General features: G+C 62.0%; 12 protein-coding genes. 9 read left to right on the forward strand and 3 right to left on the reverse strand.

The features are described 5' to 3' along the window. Positions 1–2: 2 nt before the first annotated feature. From ACF6ZU_RS11825 to ACF6ZU_RS11860, 8 genes are read left to right on the forward strand one after another with little or no spacing between them, the layout of a single operon-like run. Positions 3–1,019 (forward strand): hypothetical protein, encoded by a 1,017-nt coding sequence (locus ACF6ZU_RS11825; protein ID WP_392892593.1) that lies wholly within the window; start codon positions 3–5, stop codon positions 1,017–1,019. Continuing rightward, positions 1,019–3,010, forward strand: coding sequence for a vWA domain-containing protein (locus ACF6ZU_RS11830; protein ID WP_392893783.1), 1,992 nt, complete (start codon positions 1,019–1,021; stop codon positions 3,008–3,010). Before ACF6ZU_RS11825 ends, ACF6ZU_RS11830 begins: the two co-directional genes overlap by 1 nt. A 10-nt stretch (positions 3,011–3,020) precedes the next feature. Then, the gene (locus ACF6ZU_RS11835; RefSeq protein ID WP_392892595.1) at positions 3,021–3,722 is read left to right on the forward strand and encodes an ABC transporter ATP-binding protein; all 702 of its coding nucleotides are present in this window, start codon (positions 3,021–3,023) and stop codon (positions 3,720–3,722) included. Next, positions 3,706–4,929 carry an ABC transporter permease gene (locus ACF6ZU_RS11840; protein ID WP_392892597.1) on the forward strand — a complete coding sequence of 408 codons (1,224 nt, stop codon included), beginning with the start codon at positions 3,706–3,708 and terminating at the stop codon, positions 4,927–4,929. Before ACF6ZU_RS11835 ends, ACF6ZU_RS11840 begins: the two co-directional genes overlap by 17 nt. Further along, positions 4,919–6,463 carry an SUMF1/EgtB/PvdO family nonheme iron enzyme gene (locus ACF6ZU_RS11845; protein ID WP_392892598.1) on the forward strand — a complete coding sequence of 515 codons (1,545 nt, stop codon included), beginning with the start codon at positions 4,919–4,921 and terminating at the stop codon, positions 6,461–6,463. The genes ACF6ZU_RS11840 and ACF6ZU_RS11845 overlap by 11 nt, the downstream gene beginning before the upstream one ends. Before the next feature lie 32 nt (positions 6,464–6,495). Next, positions 6,496–7,227 (forward strand): hypothetical protein, encoded by a 732-nt coding sequence (locus ACF6ZU_RS11850; protein WP_392892599.1) that lies wholly within the window; start codon positions 6,496–6,498, stop codon positions 7,225–7,227. A gap of 4 nt (positions 7,228–7,231) precedes the next feature. Further along, positions 7,232–7,738, forward strand: coding sequence for a hypothetical protein (locus ACF6ZU_RS11855; protein ID WP_392892600.1), 507 nt, complete (start codon positions 7,232–7,234; stop codon positions 7,736–7,738). Between the two features lie 57 nt (positions 7,739–7,795). Further along, positions 7,796–9,211 carry a VWA domain-containing protein gene (locus ACF6ZU_RS11860; RefSeq protein WP_392892602.1) on the forward strand — a complete coding sequence of 472 codons (1,416 nt, stop codon included), beginning with the start codon at positions 7,796–7,798 and terminating at the stop codon, positions 9,209–9,211. A 150-nt stretch (positions 9,212–9,361) separates the two neighbouring features. Here the strand turns inward: ACF6ZU_RS11860 and ACF6ZU_RS11865 are convergent, their stop codons facing one another. Both ACF6ZU_RS11865 and ACF6ZU_RS11870 read right to left on the reverse strand, forming a co-directional pair. After that, positions 9,362–11,338, reverse strand: a complete 1,977-nt coding sequence (locus ACF6ZU_RS11865) for a methyl-accepting chemotaxis protein (protein ID WP_392892604.1) — start codon at positions 11,336–11,338, stop codon at positions 9,362–9,364. 181 nt (positions 11,339–11,519) lie between these two features. After that, positions 11,520–12,440 carry a LysR substrate-binding domain-containing protein gene (locus ACF6ZU_RS11870; RefSeq protein ID WP_392892606.1) on the reverse strand — a complete coding sequence of 307 codons (921 nt, stop codon included), beginning with the start codon at positions 12,438–12,440 and terminating at the stop codon, positions 11,520–11,522. A 158-nt stretch (positions 12,441–12,598) separates the two neighbouring features. Here ACF6ZU_RS11870 and ACF6ZU_RS11875 point away from each other — a divergent pair, with 158 nt between their 5' ends. After that, positions 12,599–13,993, forward strand: coding sequence for a NorM family multidrug efflux MATE transporter (locus tag ACF6ZU_RS11875; RefSeq protein WP_392892608.1), 1,395 nt, complete (start codon positions 12,599–12,601; stop codon positions 13,991–13,993). A 98-nt stretch (positions 13,994–14,091) separates the two neighbouring features. On the opposite strand, the gene ACF6ZU_RS11880 is transcribed toward ACF6ZU_RS11875, so the two are convergent. Further along, the gene (locus tag ACF6ZU_RS11880; RefSeq protein WP_392892610.1) at positions 14,092–15,765 is read right to left on the reverse strand and encodes a putative bifunctional diguanylate cyclase/phosphodiesterase; all 1,674 of its coding nucleotides are present in this window, start codon (positions 15,763–15,765) and stop codon (positions 14,092–14,094) included. Between the last annotated feature and the right edge of the window lie 176 nt (positions 15,766–15,941).

Genomic DNA, 15,941 nt, shown 5'->3' on the forward strand with positions numbered 1-15,941 from the left:
CAATGCCAATTCGTGTCGACCTGCTCGCCCTTGAACCCAACGTGCCTGGCCGGGCCTGCCTTACTGTGAAGAAATGGCAGGGTGGCGAAGAACAGCTGGAGTTCTCCATTCAGCGTAACCAGGACGGTTTCTACCTCCAGGACCAACAGGCCTGGAGCAACAACCCGTTCTGGTTCAAGGTGTCGCGCTTCAATGTCGCCGCCAGCGGCGAAGCCCTTGAAGCCCAGGTTGGCCCGGAAGTGGTCGACCCGTTGCTGGAAGGCAGCGCCAGTTCGCAATTCCAGATCGAGCTGCGTGAGCAGAGCCTGGCGCACGCCGACAAAGGCGTGGTCCGTCCAGGCGTAGGCCTGCTGCCATCCACGGCCGGCGGCCAGACGCGCTCCACGTACGGCGGCGCGGATCTGAATGCTCCAACAGCACCAGCACCGGAAATCCCGGAGTTACCCGAGCTGATCCTGCCGACCGCCGAACCGGAAATCGTACTGGAATCGGTGCCCAACGAGCCTGCCTACACCCCTCCTCCGCCCCCACCGAAAAAAAGCAACAAAGGCCTGATCGGCCTGGCGCTTGTGGTGGTATTGCTGCTGGCGGCAGCGGCCGGGTTCTGGTTCTACAAACGCACGCCGGCACCAGTCCCCGCGGTCGCGGCCACCGCACCGGCCAGCGCCGACGCACAAGCCTGCACACTGGACAGCATGAACAGCCTGCCGGAACTGACCTTCGTCCAGACCTGCATCAAGGCGGCACCCGACAGCGCCAAGCTGCTGGAGATCATCAACGAAGCCAAGGCCGGCGAACACTGCGGCGTCGCCCAGCGTCTGTACGCCAACCGTGCCCAGGCCGGTGACGCGCTGATCGCCAATGCCTATGCCCGCGAATACGACCCGAAATACCTGAAGGCCAGCAAGTGCTTCCCGGTCGCGGACAACGCCACCGCTGCCTACTGGTACGAAACGATCCTTACCCAGGACCCGAACAACGCCGAAGCCAAGCAACGTTTCGAGGAATTGCAGAAGTGATGCGTTCGCCCGTGAGTCGTTTTCTGCTGAGCAGCGCCGCGCTGTTGGCGCTGTGCATCAGCCCGCTGTCCCAAGCGGATGACAAACCGCTGATCCAGGCCGGTAAAAAGACCTTGTTCCAACGGGTGCTGACCACGCCGGGCTGCAAGATCAGCCCGACAGCAGGCGGCGCTGCGGGTGATGCGCAACCGGTATTCAGCCGCTTCTACGTGTACGAACGTGCCCAGGCGGGCAACGCCGAGTGGCTGAAAGTCGGCCCCGACAGCTATGGCAAAACCATCGGCTGGCTGCCGGCCAGTTGCACCACCGACTGGAAGATGCAGCTGACCCTGGCCTTCACCAACCCGGCCAACCGTGACCGGCTGCTGTTCTTCAAGGAACGCGCCACGGTCGAAGGCATTCTCGATGCGCCGGACCCGGTCAGCAAAGTGGCCCCGCTGCGCGCCGCACTGAAAAAAGGAAAGCCAGCGCCCGGCGTACTGGCCGAAGAGCCGGAATACTTCGTTGACCTGCAAAAGCAGTTCTACCTGTTGCCCGTGCTCAGCGGCGAAGAAGTCATGACCGAAGGCGGCTTCCGCACGCGTCTGCTCAACGTCGCCTCGGTCAGCAAGCCCGACGACAAAGACCCCAAGAGCGGTGCAGCCAACAGCGCGGCCGGCGGCAAGGAGGCCGAAGACAAGGCAGCCAGCCAACTGAAGGAATTCAGCGCGGCGGTGGTGTTTGTCATCGACTCGACGATTTCGATGGACCCCTACATCGACCGCACCCGCGAAGCGATCCGCAAGGTGTATCAGCAGATCGAATCGCAGAACCTCGGCAAGCAGGTCAAGTTCGGCCTGGTGGCGTTCCGCTCCAATACCCAGGCGGTGCCGGGGCTGGAATACACCACCAAGATGTACGCCGACCCGACCAAGGTGAAAGACAGTGCCGACTTTTTCGCCAAGATCGCTGACCTCAAACAGGCCAAGGTGTCGAGCAGCAGCTTCGATGAGGATGCCTTTGCCGGCGTCATGGAGAGCATCGACAAGGTCGACTGGAGCCAGTTCGGTGCGCGCTACGTGGTGTTGATCACCGACGCCGGCGCCATCGAAGGTGACGACAAACTGTCGAAAACCGGTTTGAGTGCTGCACAGGTGCGCATTGAAGCGGCCAACCCCGGCGTGGCGATTTACACCTTGCACCTGAAGACCCCGGCCGGCATCAAGGATCACGCCAAGGCCGAGACGCAGTACCAGAATCTGTCGACTTACCCGGGCACCAACACCTCCCTGTACTACCCGGTGAATGCGGGTGATGTGCAGGAGTTCGGGCGCAAGGTCGACACACTGGCCGCCGCGATCACGACACAGGTGAAAGCCGCCTACATGGGCGAAGACGCCATCGGCAGCGCGGCGAACGCCAAGCAGGACCCGGCCGAGAAGAAAATGCTCGAAGACGCCGCGCTGATCGGCCACGCCATGCAGCTCGCCTACCTGGGCGAGAAGACCAACAGCAAGGCCCCGCCGGTGTTCAAGGCGTGGATCACCGACCGCGACCTGATCAAGCAGAACATCCCGACCACCGACGTGCGGGTGCTGCTGACCAAGTCCCAGCTCAGCGACTTGAGCGACGTGATGAAGCAGATCCTCGACGCCGCCAACGAAGGCCTGATTTCGCCAACGGAAATGTTCGACCGGCTGCGCTCGGTGGCGGCGACCATGGGCGCCGATCCGAATCAGCTCAAGCAGAACGGCAACGCCAAACTGGCGGACATGGGCGTACTCGGCGAGTACCTCGAAGACCTGCCGTACCAGAGCGAAGTGCTGAACCTGGATGAAGAGACCTGGAAGAGCTGGGACGGGCTGGCGCAGGAAAAATTCATCCGCACGCTCAACACCAAACTGCGGCACTACCAGCGTTACAACGCCGACGTTGACCGTTGGGTGGCGTTAGCCAAGGACAGCGATGCACGGGACAACGTTTACCCCGTGCCTCTGGAAATGATGCCTTAACGAGACGCCCATGCTCGATATCAGGAACCTGCTGGTGCGCCGCGGTGAAGGCGCGCTGGCCCACCACGTGCGCCTGCCGAACTTGCAGGTCGGCGCCGGTGAAATCCTCGCCATCACCGGCGAGAGCGGCAGCGGCAAAAGCACATTGCTCGAAGCCATCGGCCTGTTGCTGGCGCCGGTCGAGCTTGGGCGCTTTCGCCTGGGCGCCGCACAGGGTCAGGACATCGCCCAATTGCTCGCCACGGACAATCAACCGGCGCTGGCCGCCGTGCGCTCGCGACACCTGGGGTTCATTTTGCAAAACGGTGGCCTGCTGCCGTTTCTCAGTGTGCGCGACAACATCAGCCTGCCACGGCGCTTGCTCGGCATGCCGGCGCACAGTGCGCACATCGACCACGCGGTTGAAGTCCTGCGGCTGCAAGGATTACTGGATAAACACCCGCAGGCGTTGTCGATCGGCGAGCGGCAGCGCGTGGCCTGCGTGCGAGCCATTGCCCATGAACCGCAGCTGCTGCTGGCTGACGAACCGACCGCCGCGCTCGATCCGCACAGTGCGCGGCGCCTGTTTGAGTTGCTGCTGAGCCTGGTGTCGAGCATGGGCCTGAGTGCGCTGGTGGTGTCCCATGACTGGGCCTTGTTGAAGGATTTCGGCTTGCCACGGCTCGGCGCTGTCAGCCGTCAGGGAGAGACACTGTTTGAACCGATGGATTGACCGCCTTCGCCTGCTGGGCACGCTGGCCCTCCAAGACCTGTGGCACGACCGCAAGGTGTCACTGTGCATCGCCGCCTCGTTGGTGGCGGTGATCGCGCCGTTGCTGTTGCTGTTCGGCCTCAAGCACGGGGTGGTCAGCCAGCTGCAGGACGAACTGCTGCGCGATCCGCGCAACCTTGAAGTAAAAATGCTCAGCAACGGCAATTACGACAGCGCCTGGATCGAGCGCCTGCGCCAGCGTCCCGAAACCGGTTTTGCCCTCGGCCAGACACGCTCGCTCAACACCCAGGCAGATTTGCTGATCGGTATGCAGCGCTTTGTCGAAGGCGCGGAAATCATCGCCACCGAACCCGGCGACCCGCAACTGAACCTGCCGCAACTCAACCCGACCGGCCACCAGGTGATCCTCAGCGCCCGCGCCGCGCAACGCTTGCAGGCCAAGGTCGGTGACAGCGTGCAACTGCGCGTGCTGCGTCGCCTGGAAGGTGTCAATGAGCGCGGCGAGATGACATTGAGCGTGCTGGCGATTCTTGATGGCGCCCGTTTCGGCCGCGCCGCCGGGTTCGTCGCCCCTCCGCTGCTGCTGGACCTGGAGCGTTTTCGCGATGGTTATCAGGTCAGCACGTTCGGCATCGGCACCGGCAAGCCTCAGGGCGATCTGCAACCGCTGTATGCCCGCGCTCGCGTCTATGCACACGACATCGATCAGGTCGCACCGCTGGAGCGCTGGCTCAACGAACAACACATCGAGACCTCGAGCCGTCTGGCCGACATCGACAACGTCAAAGCCATCAACCATGTGCTGGGACTGATTTTCGGGGTGATCGCCCTGGCGGCCTTGATCGGTTGCGTCGCGTCGATGGTCGGCGCGTTCCTGGCCAACATCGACCGTAAGCGCAAAAGCCTCGCGGTCTTGCGCCTGCTGGGTTTCAAGCGCACGGCGGTCGGCGGTTTCGTGGTTCTGCAAGCGCTGCTGCTGAGCCTCGCCGGGTACCTCGGCGGATTGGGGTTTTATGCGGTCGGCAGTCATCTGTTCGATTACCTGCTCGGCAGCAGCCAGGCCACCGGCACCTTTGTTTGCCACATCACCCTCTGGCATGGCCTCGCTGCCCTGCTCCTGACCTTTCTGGTCGCTGCACTGGTGGCCGTGATCGGCGCCGTGCGAGCCATCAGCATCCAACCTGCGGAGAGTCTGCGTGAGCTATAAACGTTTTGGCTTGCTGTTGCCCCTGAGCCTGGGCTATTTGCTCGACGCCTCGGCGGCGGGCTGGGAAGAGAAGTATTACAACCCGATGCCCGAAGCCAGCGACGTCGTGTTGCCGATGCCGTGCGAAGGCTCGATGGTGTTCCGCAAAGTGTTCATCCCGGTCGCCGGGCCGCTCGACGACTACCCGATCAACATCGGTCAGGACGGCGCGGAATACGGCTACGTCGAACAGACCCGACCGACGTTTATCGCCGGCAGTTTCACCGGCGCCAAGAACGACAAATCCCGCTACTACCTGATGGCCAAGTACGAGATGAGTCAGTTGCAGTACGCCGCGCTGACCGACGAAACCTGCCCCACCGCTGCGACCAAGATGCGCCTGCCTCAAGTGGCTGTGAGCTGGGTGCAAGCGGTCGAAGCGGCTGACAAATACAACCTGTGGCTGCGCAAGAATGCGGCCGACAAGCTGCCGAAAGAAGACGGCGCCCTGGGTTTCCTGCGCTTGCCGACGGAAGTCGAGTGGGAGTTCGCCGCACGGGGTGGCCTGGAAGTCGGCGCCGCGGAATTCCGCGATACGCGCTACCCGATGCCCGACGGCATCAACGCTTACGAGTGGTTCGCCGGGGCGCAGTCGTCCAACGGAAAACTGCAATTGTCCGGCCTGCAAAAGCCCAACCCGCTGGGCCTGCACGACATGCTCGGCAACGTCGACGAGATGATGTTCGAGCCCTTCCGCCTGAACAAACTCGATCGCCAGCACGGCCAGGCCGGCGGCTATGTCGTACGCGGTGGCAACTACCTGACGGCCCAGGCCGACCTGCGCACCGGGTTGCGCAAGGAAGAGCCTTACTACAACGCCGAAGGCCAGGTGAAAAACAAAACTACTGGCCTGCGCCTGGTGCTGGTCTCGCCGACCCTGACCTCTCGCGAACGCGTGGCGAGCATTGAAAACAGCTGGAAGAAGCTCGGTACCGGCAGCAAGGAAACCGAATCGGCCGACAAAGGCACGGTCCAGTCGCTGAACACCCTGGCCTCGGGCGTTGAAGACAAGGCGCTGAAGGAAAAACTCCAGGCCCTGGAAAACCAGCTGCGCGCCAGCAACCAGCAGCAGGAAGAAACCCGCGACCAGGCGATTCGCGCCAGCCTCAATCTGGGTGCGTTCCTGTGCACCAAGATGCTCGACGACGGCCAGTACGTGGACTTCCTGCAGAAAAACTACAAGCTCAATTGCGAAGCCGCCGACAAAGACGCCAGCTGCGACATGCGCAAGGGCAAACTCGACGAGCAGAAGGATCGCCTGCACAAACTCAGCCGCTACTACGCCAGCAGCCTGGTGGAGTCGGCGACCTTGTACGGTCAGCCATTGCTCGAGGCACAGGTTCCGGTGATGGAAGAAATCATCACCCGCAACAAACAGCTTCAAGACCTCAAACCCTACTTGCGCACGCACTGGGCCAATCAGAAGACCTTCCTGCAAAAGCAGAAGATCGACACTGAGGCCTGGCTGACCAGCTGCAAGACCGTCACTCAATAACAACGCCAACACCGTCACCAAGGAGTTTCACCATGTCGCGCAGCCTTTGGACTCGCTTCAAGCTACAGATCGCATTCGTCGTTGCCGGCAGCCTGTTGCTGACCGGTTGCGCCAACACCGGCAGCTCGATGCTCGGTGGTAGCGACGGCGCAGACCCACGCCTGACCCAGGGCAATGACGCGCAGTTCTTCAGCAAGTCCGGTTACCAGGCCTGCGCCGTCGGCGCCGGTGTCGGCATCCTCGGTTGCGCGCTGTCCAACAGCAGCAACAAGGCGGTCTGCGCCATCGCCGCCGGTATTACCGCCTGTGGCGTGGCCATGGGCGCGAACTACTATCTGGATCAACGTCGCAGCGAATACTCCGACACCACTACCCGCCTGGCGAAGATGAACAGCGACGTCGAGCAAGACACGCGCAATGTGATCGCCCGCACCGAGACCGCTCAGCAAGTGATCAAGGATGACCAGGCACGCATCGCCCAGATCAAACAGGACATCGCCAGCAAGAAAGTCGACAAGACCAAGGCCCAGGTGCAAATCGCCGAGATCGATTCGAACATCGCGCGTCTGCGCAAGGACCTCGGCAACATGCGCAGCAAAGTCACCGAGTACACCAAAGTGGCCGATGCCGAACGCGCCCAGGGCTCCAGCGCCGAGATGAAGCAGGTGGATGTGAGCATCCTGAAAATGAACGAGAAAGTCGCGGCCCTGCAGAAGGAAGTCGACGGTCTCTACAGCCAGCGTTCCGCAATCACTCTGGGTTAAACACATGACGCTACGACAGCTGGCGGTCCTCACCGCCGTCCTCGCCCTGAGCGGTTGCGCAACGAAGCCGGGCGAATGCGATGCGACCAATCGCGACAGCAGCATGCTGACCAAGATGAACTGCGACTACTCCGGCGGTTACAGCGATCAGGTCAAGCAGAAGGAACAGGCCCTGGCCGAGTCCCGTCAGCAAAACGCCATGTTCCGCCAGGTCTACGAAAACATTCAGGCCCAGCAGCTCAGCACCAAGACCGACCTGGCGAGCCAGCAGAAGTCCCAGGCTGAACTGAACCAGTCGCTGAGCAAATTGCTGACCTCGCTGAAGGCCCGGCGTGGCAATGAAGGCCAGGTACAGAAGCAGATCGCCGGGCTCGAACAGCAACTGAAGGACTCGCAGGCTGCGCCCGTGACCAAGTCCTCGCCGGCGACCCTGGCCGCCAAGCAGGAGCAGTTGAAGGCGTTGCAGAAAAAGGTCAATCAACTGCAATTCAGTCTCGGCTACGAAGAGTAACTTTTCACCCCGCAGGTCTCCCGCCGGAGACCTGCAGCCTTTTCAGGAATCGACGTCATGCAGCGGGTCATCAGGGATGCGCAAGCCACACAGGAGGGGATGAGTGCGCTGCAAGCCAAAGTCGCCCTCATCCAGAAACACTTTCCGCCAACCGTCGCCAGCCTCTTCGCCATCCCGCGAATGGGCAGCGGCGAGGTGCTGGAATGGTGGACCGAACTGGGTGGCCAACCCACGCCCTATGCAGACCTCAACGAGGACGCTCGACGGCGATTGCTGGAAACCTATGAAGTGCGTCAGACGTCCCTCGGACAGCTGGCGGACGAACTGCAAAAACGCGGTCAGCCCACGGTAGCGGAAGACCTGCGCAGCCTGCTCGGCGCGCCCGAGCTGGACAAACTCTACAGCCTCAACGGTGAACCGCTGGTGGTGCGCTGGAACCAGCGCCCGCCCAAACCAGTGCCGCCGCCGGTGGTTCCACTGGCTCCGGTGGCCGCCGCCGTGGCACCGTCGCGCCGTGGCTGGTGGATCGCCGCCGCGTTGCTGGCGCTGCTGTTACTGCTACTGGCGCTCTGGGCTTACTGGTGGTTCATGCACCGGGAAAAAGTGGTCCCGGTCGAGCCGGTCGCTCCAATCGTTACGCCGATCGAGAAACCGGTCGAACCGATTCCCGAGCCAGTAGTAGAGCCGGAGCCTGTACCGGCTCCTGAACCAGAACCGGTACCGGAACCCGTCCCGGAACCCAAGCCGGTTCCGCCACCAAAACCGGTGGTGGCCGCACCGCCTCCGGCACCGACGCTGGACAACTTTGCGTGCCGCAAAAAAGCGCCCAACGCAGAGATCCCGCAATTCGTGGTGGTGCTCGACACCTCGGGCTCGATGGACTTGAACATCAAATCGGTGAAAGCCGATGAGGACTGGTTCTTCGGCAATGAGCTGAACAAGTACCTGGATGCGAACCGCACCATGCAGATTTTCGCCAAACCCAGCCGCATGGACGTCGCCAAGGAATCGCTGGCCGGCATGATCAACGGGCTGGACCCGAAGATCGACACGCGCCTGATCACCTTCCAAGGCTGCGAACGCACACCGGACCAGGGTGTGTTCAAGTTTGCCGACCGGTCACGGCTGATCAACGGGATTCAGGGCCTGGTACCCAACGACGGCACACCGCTGGCCGACAGCCTGGCCTACGCGGCAAGCACCGTTGACGGGCGCAACAACGATGCGGTGATTGTGATGTTCGTCGACGGTGAGGATGGCTGCCAGAAGGATGTTTGCGCGGTATCCCGCCAAATCGCCAAGCAACAACCGCGTCTGCGGGTCAACGTGGTGAAAATCGGCGCCGGTGGCCCGTCCCGCTGCATCGCTGAAAACACCGGTGGCCGGGTTTACAGCAGCACCAACGCGGCAGAGCTGGGCAAGCAGCTGAAACTGGCGAGCAAGGAAGTGTCGAGCAACGCCAAGTGTGATTGATCGGCAGATCCGTAATTTGCGATGACCCTATCGCGAGCAGGCTCGCTCCCACAGGTTTAGCGTCGTTCACAACAATGTGGAACGCCACATTTCCTGTAGGAGCAAGCTTGCTCCGGGCGGCGTTCCGACGAAGGCTATTTCAGGGGCGCCTCAACGAAACCGGTCAACCTCCTGGCGCAATTCTGCCGCCAGGCTCTCCAGCTCTTTGGCGGTCACAGCCAGGTTCGACACCACTTCCCGCTGCTCGCTGTTTGCCAGCGCAATGCTTTGCAGGTTGCTGCTGAGCAAGGTTGCGGTGCTGCTCTGCTCCTGGGTCGCGGTGGTGATCGCCGCGAACTGCTGACCGGCCGAGCGGCTCTGCTCATCGATGCGCGCCAGTGCCGAAGCGACGTTGGCGTTGCGCGACAAGCCTTCCTGCATCAGGACATTGCCCTGTTCCATGGTGCTGATGGCATTGCCGGTTTCCTGCTGGATGCTCTGGATCATCCCGGAAATTTCGTCCGTGGCCTGGCGAGTGCGGGAAGCCAGGTTGCGCACTTCATCGGCGACCACCGCAAAACCGCGCCCTTGCTCACCGGCACGCGCCGCTTCGATGGCAGCGTTGAGCGCCAGCAGGTTGGTCTGTTCAGCGATCGAAGTAATCACGCCGACGATGCCGCCGATTTCCTGAGAGCGCTGCCCCAGGGTGTTGATCACTGTGGCGGTGCTGTTCAGCGCGCCAGCGATCTGCTCCAGCGACGAGGACGCTTCGTCCATCGACGTACGACCGATCTGGGTTTGCTGTGCGTTTTCCTGGGCCAGACGCTGGGTGCTGCCCATGTTGTCGGCAATGTTCAACGAAGTGGCGCTGAACTCTTCCACGGCACCGGCCATGCTGGTGATTTCACCCGACTGCTGCTCCATGCCTTCGTAGGCACCGCCCGATAGACCGGACAGCGCCTGGGCACGGCTGTTGACTTCCTGCGAGGCCCGGCGGATGTGCTCGACCATCGTCGAAAGCGCCTGGCTCATCTGGTTGAAGGCGCGGGCCAGCTGACCGATTTCGTCGTTGCTCGACACGTTCAGGCGCACGCTCAGGTCGCCGGCCCCCAGCGCTTCGGCCTGACGCACCAGATCACCCAGCGGCGCGAGTTTGCTGCGCAGCAGCCAGACTGCCGAACCGACCGCGATCAACATCGCCAGCAGGCTGCCAATCGCCAATTGAATGCCGACGCTCCAGGTCACCGCACTGATTTCCTGCTGCGGCATGCTCGCTACGACCGACCACGGGCCATCCTGGAACGGCACGGAAACACTGTAGAAGTCTTCGGAAGTGTCGCTCCAGAAACCGCCCTCGCTCGGGGTTTTCGCCAGAGCGGTGATGGCTGGAACGGCTTTATCCAGCCCTTGCACGCCAGCGATCGGCACCAGCCATTTGTTCTGCTCGTCGAGCAGCGCCAGTGAACCGGTCTTGCCGATGCGGAAACGCTTGAGGTTTTCGAACTGGGCTTTTTGCGCGTCGGTGTAATCGAAACCGACGTACAGCACGGCAATGACCTTGCCGCCGCTGTCGCGTACCGGGGTGTACTGCGACATGTAGTAGCGTTCAAAAAGCAGAGACCGTCCGACGAAGCTCTGCCCCGCCATCAAACGGGCGTAAGCCGGGTTCGCATGATCGAGAACCGTGCCAATGGCACGACTGCCATCCTGTTTGGTGACGTTGGTACTGACTCGAATGAAGTCCTCGCCGCTGCGCACGAATACCGTGGCCACGCCGGCGGTCATCTGCTTGAACTCGTCCACTTCCTTGAAGTTGTTGTTGAGCACTTCGCCGCCCAGTTGCAGGCCCGGCGTCTGTGTGCCCGCCACGTTCACCGGCGCATCCGGGTGCACGCTCAGCCCGCCGCTGAAACGCTTTTCGAACAATCCGGCAAGGCGCAGGGTGCTTTCACGCAACGTGCTGTGAAAGGTACTCAACTGATCGGCCAGCAAGCGGGCTTCACTGGCCAGGTGCTCCTCACGGGTGGCGAGGTTGGCCGTGTCCAGCGAACGCAAGGCGAACAAAGTACTGCCGCTGATGACAATCGCCAGAATAACGGCGAGCGCGAGACCAAGCTGTGAGGCGATCCGGGCACGAGGTTGAGACATGACAGCTCCTGGCCGAACAGCTTGATCTTCCGTGATCGGCCGCTCAGCAAAATTTCTAATAATGGGAATTGCGTCGAACCTGCACGAAGGTTCCATCTGCAGATTTTCGGCGGCAAAGCTGAATACTTGAGTCTCTGACCGGGATATGGCTCAAGGCCGCTACTTCAGGGGCTCTATCGATTCAGCCCAAGTGCTCGACGTCCGGCAACTGCATGGCCCGCACTTCGCTTTGCAGGAAATCGCTGAGACGACGCAAACGTTCACCTCCGGGGCGTGTTTTCGGCCAGACGAGGTAATAATTCTCACCGCTGGCGACGGCGGTCGGCCACGGAAGACTCAGACGTCCCTGGGCCACATCCTCGGCCACCATCAGCAGATCGCCCATGGACACGCCGTAACCCCGAGCGGCGGCAATCATGCCCAGCTCCAGCGTATCGAACACCTGCCCGCCCTTGAGCGACACCTGATCGGTCAGCCCCATGCGCTCCAGCCAGTTGCGCCAGTCACGCCGGTCCGGCGTCGGGTGCAGCAGTTCGGCATGGGCCAGGCGCGCGACATCCCAGGGTTGATCCTTCAGCAGATTCGGCGCTCCCACCGGAATCAGTTCTTCCGGGAACAGGAAACTCGCCTCCCAGTCCGGCGGAAAATGCCCATTGCTGAGAATGACGGCGCAATCGAACGGTTCATGGTTGAAGTCCACCGAGTCGACGTCCATCCAGGCGCTGGTCAGTTGTACTTCATTACCCGGCTGCAGGTGTCGGAAACGACTGAGTCGCGCCAGCAACCAGCGCATGGTCAGGGTCGACGGGGCTTTCATGCGCAGGATGTCATCTTCGGCGCGCAAGGTATTGCAGGCGCGTTCGAGCGCGGTGAAGCCTTCGCGAATGCCCGGCAGGATCAGCCGCGCCGACTCGGTCAATTGCAGATTGCGCCCGCTACGGTGAAACAGCCGACAGGCGAAATGCTCTTCGAGCGTACGAATGTGCCGACTGACCGCGCTTTGCGTGATCGACAACTCTTCGGCGGCGCGGGTAAACGAGCTATGTCGCGCCGCTGCTTCGAATGCGCGGAGGGCATAAAGAGGAGGAAGACGACGGGACATGCGGAAAGCTCCTATGGCGCAATTCCGTCAACTTATCAGAAACTCCCCAGGATGAGTTTTAATCATGCTATCCATCCTTTTTATCCCTTTGTGCAAACCCCGCAGAGCGCCGAGAATCGACGCTTTCCTGTTCTCTTTGATAATCGAGCGTGATGACCATGCAGCATCCTGCGCGTATTGAACTCTGGGCCATCCTGCGGCTGGCGGGGCCGTTGATTGCCTCGCAGTTGGCGCACATGCTGATGGTCCTCACCGACACCCTGATGATGGCGCGCCTGAGTCCTGAAGCCCTGGCCGGCGGCGGGCTCGGCGCAGCGACCTATTCGTTTGTATCGATCTTTTGCATTGGCGTTATTGCGGCGGTCGGCACGCTGGTGGCGATCCGTCAGGGCGCGGGCGATATCGTCGGCGCGGCGCGGCTGACCCAGGCCGGGTTGTGGCTGGCGTGGTTGATGGCACTGGTGGCCGGGTTGCTGCTGTGGAACCTCAAACCGGTATTGCTGCTGTTCGGCCAGACCGAAACCAACGTCCAGTCGGCCGGGCAGTTCCTGTTGATCCTGCCGTTCGCCCTGCCCGGCTACCTCAGCTTCATGGCCCTGCGCGGCTTCACCAGCGCGATTGGCCGGGCGACTCCGGTGATGGTGATCAGCCTCGGCGGCACAGTGGCCAACTTCGTGCTCAATTACGCGTTGATCACCGGGATGTTCGGCCTGCCGAAAATGGGCCTGGTGGGCATCGGTCTGGTCACGGCGATTGTCGCCAACCTGATGGCCGTGGCACTGGCGCTGCACATTCGGCGGCACCCGGCGTACGACGCCTATCCGTTGCGCCAGGGTTTGTCGCGGCCGAACCGGCAGTACCTGAAAGAGCTGTGGCGCCTGGGCCTGCCGATTGGTGGCACCTATGCGGTGGAGGTCGGATTGTTCGCGTTCGCGGCACTGTGCATGGGCACCATGGGCAGTACGCAACTGGGCGCGCACCAGATCGCGCTGCAGATCGTCTCGGTGGCGTTCATGATTCCGGCGGGGCTTTCCTACGCGATCACCATGCGCATCGGCCAGCACTATGGCGCCGGGCAATTGCTGGACGCACGATTGGCCGGGCGGGTCGGGATCGCTTTCGGCGCGGCGTCGATGCTCGGTTTTGCGATGGTGTTCTGGCTGTTGCCGAATCAGTTGATCGGTTTGTTTCTCGACCACAACGACCCGGCGTTCCGCGACGTCATCAACCTGGCGGTGAGCCTGCTGGCGGTGGCGGCATGGTTCGAGCTGTTCGACGGCACGCAAACCATCGCCATGGGCTGCATTCGCGGGCTCAAGGACGCCAAGACCACCTTTCTGGTCGGCCTGGGTTGCTATTGGCTGATCGGCGCGCCGGCCGCGTGGTGGATGGCCTTCCATTTGAACTGGGGGCCGACGGGCGTCTGGTGGGGGTTGGCGTTGGGCCTGGCCTGCGCGGCGGTGAGCCTGACGCTGGCGTTCGAGTGGAAGATGAAGCGGATGATTCGGCGGGAGCCGTCGCAGCAGCGTTTCGAAGTCGCCCAGCCAGACTGAGATCCCTGTAGGAGCGAGCCTGCTCGCGATGGTGTGTCAGCTAAGAAAGTGTCGGCTGACACACCATCGCGAGCAGGCTCGCTCCTACAGTGAGTGTGTCAGCTCACGATTTCCAGCATCGGCTGCTGACTGCTGCCAAAACTCAAATACTCCACCAGCTCCGTCAGCGGCAACGGCTTGCTGATCAGATAGCCCTGCACCTGATCGCAACCAAACCCGCGCAACAAATCCAGCTGTTCCACGGTTTCCACCCCTTCGGCAACCACTTCGAGGTTGAGGTTGTGTGCGAGGTTGATCATCGCGTGCACCAGTTTTCGGTTCTCTTCGCGCCCTTCCATGCCGCCGACGAAACTCTTGTCGACCTTCAACAAGGCGATCGGCAGGCTGTTGAGGTGCACGAAGGAGGAGAACCCGGTGCCGAAGTCATCGAGGGAGAAGCGCACGCCCAGGCGCCCGAGGGCATCCATGGTCTGCTTGACCAGATCGCTGCGGCGCATGACCGCGGTTTCGGTCAGTTCGAATTCCAGCCACTGCGCCTCGACACCACGTTCGGCAATCAAGCGGCTCAGGGTCGAGAGTAACTGACTGTCCTGAAACTGCCGGAACGACAGGTTGATCGCCATGTGCAGCGCCGGTAGACCGAGCTCGCGCAACGCCTGCATGTCGCGCAACGCGCGGGAAATCACCCAGTAACCGAGCGGCACGATCAAGCCGCTTTGCTCGGCCAGTGGCACGAACTCGCTCGGCGGCAGCAACCCGCGCTCGGCATGACGCCAGCGCACCAGGGCTTCGAGGCCGACGATCTGGCCGTCTTCGAGATTCAGGCGTGGCTGGTAATGCAGTTCCAGCTCATCGCGGCGCAAGGCCCGGCGCAGCTCGCTTTCGAGGTCGGCCATGCTGCGGGCATTGCGGTTGATGCGTTCGTTGAAGATGTGAAAAGTGCAGCCCTGGGTGCTCTTGGCTTGCTGCATGGCGATGTGCGCGTGCCACATCAGCGGATCGGCACCGGCCTGGGCCCGGGCGTGGGCAATGCCCAGGCTCGAACCGATCAACAGGCTTTCGCCGTCGACCCAATAGGGTTCGGCCAGCGCTTCGGTGATGCGTTCGGCCATCCATTCCGCGCGTTGCGGCGCGCGGCGGGTGTCGATCAGCAAGGCGAACTCATCGCTGCCCAGTCGTGCCAGCTGATCGCCGGCTTCGAGCTGGCTTTTCAGCCGCGCAACCACTTGCAGGATCAAGCGATCACCGGCCTGGTGGCCAAGGGCGTCGTTGGCGTGGCGGAAGTTGTCGAGGTCAAGGTGACCGAGCGCAAGCCCACGGCCGTCGTTTTCCGCCAGCCGTGCGGCCAGCAAAGTCTGGAAGCCCTGGCGGTTGGCGATGCCGGTCAGCGGGTCTTGTTCGGCCAGGCGTTGCAGGGTGTTTTCCAGCACGCCGCGCTCGCGCACATGCCGCAGGCACCGGCGCAACATGCCGGAATCGAGATGATCACGCACCAGCCAGTCGCTCACGCCATCGGGCGGCAACAGCGGTTCGTGCTCAAGCAGCAACACCGTCGGCAAATTGCAACGGCCGGGCGCCGGCTGAAGGGCCGGGATCGTCAACAACACCGCGCTGCGGTTGTCTTCGAACAGAGTGCTGACCGACTCCCAGCTCGGAGCGCTTATGAGCACGGCCGAGCTCCCCATCGGAGCCAGACACTCGCGCAACAACGCTGCCCACGCTGGCTCTTCGGCCAGTAGCAGCAAACGCAAGGGTTCGACAGGCGTAGACAAGCTAGCTCCCTAGACTCTGCAAAGATGTAGGCGACGGGCATTATGCCGTGCCAATAACTAATGACCAATGACATCAGTTATCAAACGAGGCTTTTGTATCCGGAATTACGAACATTAGCCGCAAATTCCTCTCGCATCCTGCGTGAAAGTAACAAAACCGGCAAATATAGATAGCG

This window comes from Pseudomonas migulae (genome assembly GCF_043225285.1).
In the GTDB taxonomy this organism is placed as follows: Bacteria; Pseudomonadota; Gammaproteobacteria; order Pseudomonadales; family Pseudomonadaceae; genus Aquipseudomonas; species Aquipseudomonas migulae_C.

Excerpts from the sequence above, each read along its gene's own strand:
- ACF6ZU_RS11835 (WP_392892595.1), top strand. The coding sequence starts at position 3,021 with ATGCTCGATATCAGGAACCTGCTGGTGCGCCGCGGTGAAGGCGCGCTG.
- ACF6ZU_RS11875 (WP_392892608.1), top strand. The coding sequence starts at position 12,599 with ATGCAGCATCCTGCGCGTATTGAACTCTGGGCCATCCTGCGGCTGGCG.
- ACF6ZU_RS11830 (WP_392893783.1), top strand. The coding sequence starts at position 1,019 with ATGCGTTCGCCCGTGAGTCGTTTTCTGCTGAGCAGCGCCGCGCTGTTG.
- ACF6ZU_RS11825 (WP_392892593.1), top strand. The coding sequence starts at position 3 with ATGCCAATTCGTGTCGACCTGCTCGCCCTTGAACCCAACGTGCCTGGC.
- ACF6ZU_RS11850 (WP_392892599.1), top strand. The coding sequence starts at position 6,496 with ATGTCGCGCAGCCTTTGGACTCGCTTCAAGCTACAGATCGCATTCGTC.
- ACF6ZU_RS11865 (WP_392892604.1), bottom strand. The coding sequence starts at position 11,338 with ATGTCTCAACCTCGTGCCCGGATCGCCTCACAGCTTGGTCTCGCGCTC.
- ACF6ZU_RS11870 (WP_392892606.1), bottom strand. The coding sequence starts at position 12,440 with ATGTCCCGTCGTCTTCCTCCTCTTTATGCCCTCCGCGCATTCGAAGCA.
- ACF6ZU_RS11855 (WP_392892600.1), top strand. The coding sequence starts at position 7,232 with ATGACGCTACGACAGCTGGCGGTCCTCACCGCCGTCCTCGCCCTGAGC.
- ACF6ZU_RS11860 (WP_392892602.1), top strand. The coding sequence starts at position 7,796 with ATGCAGCGGGTCATCAGGGATGCGCAAGCCACACAGGAGGGGATGAGT.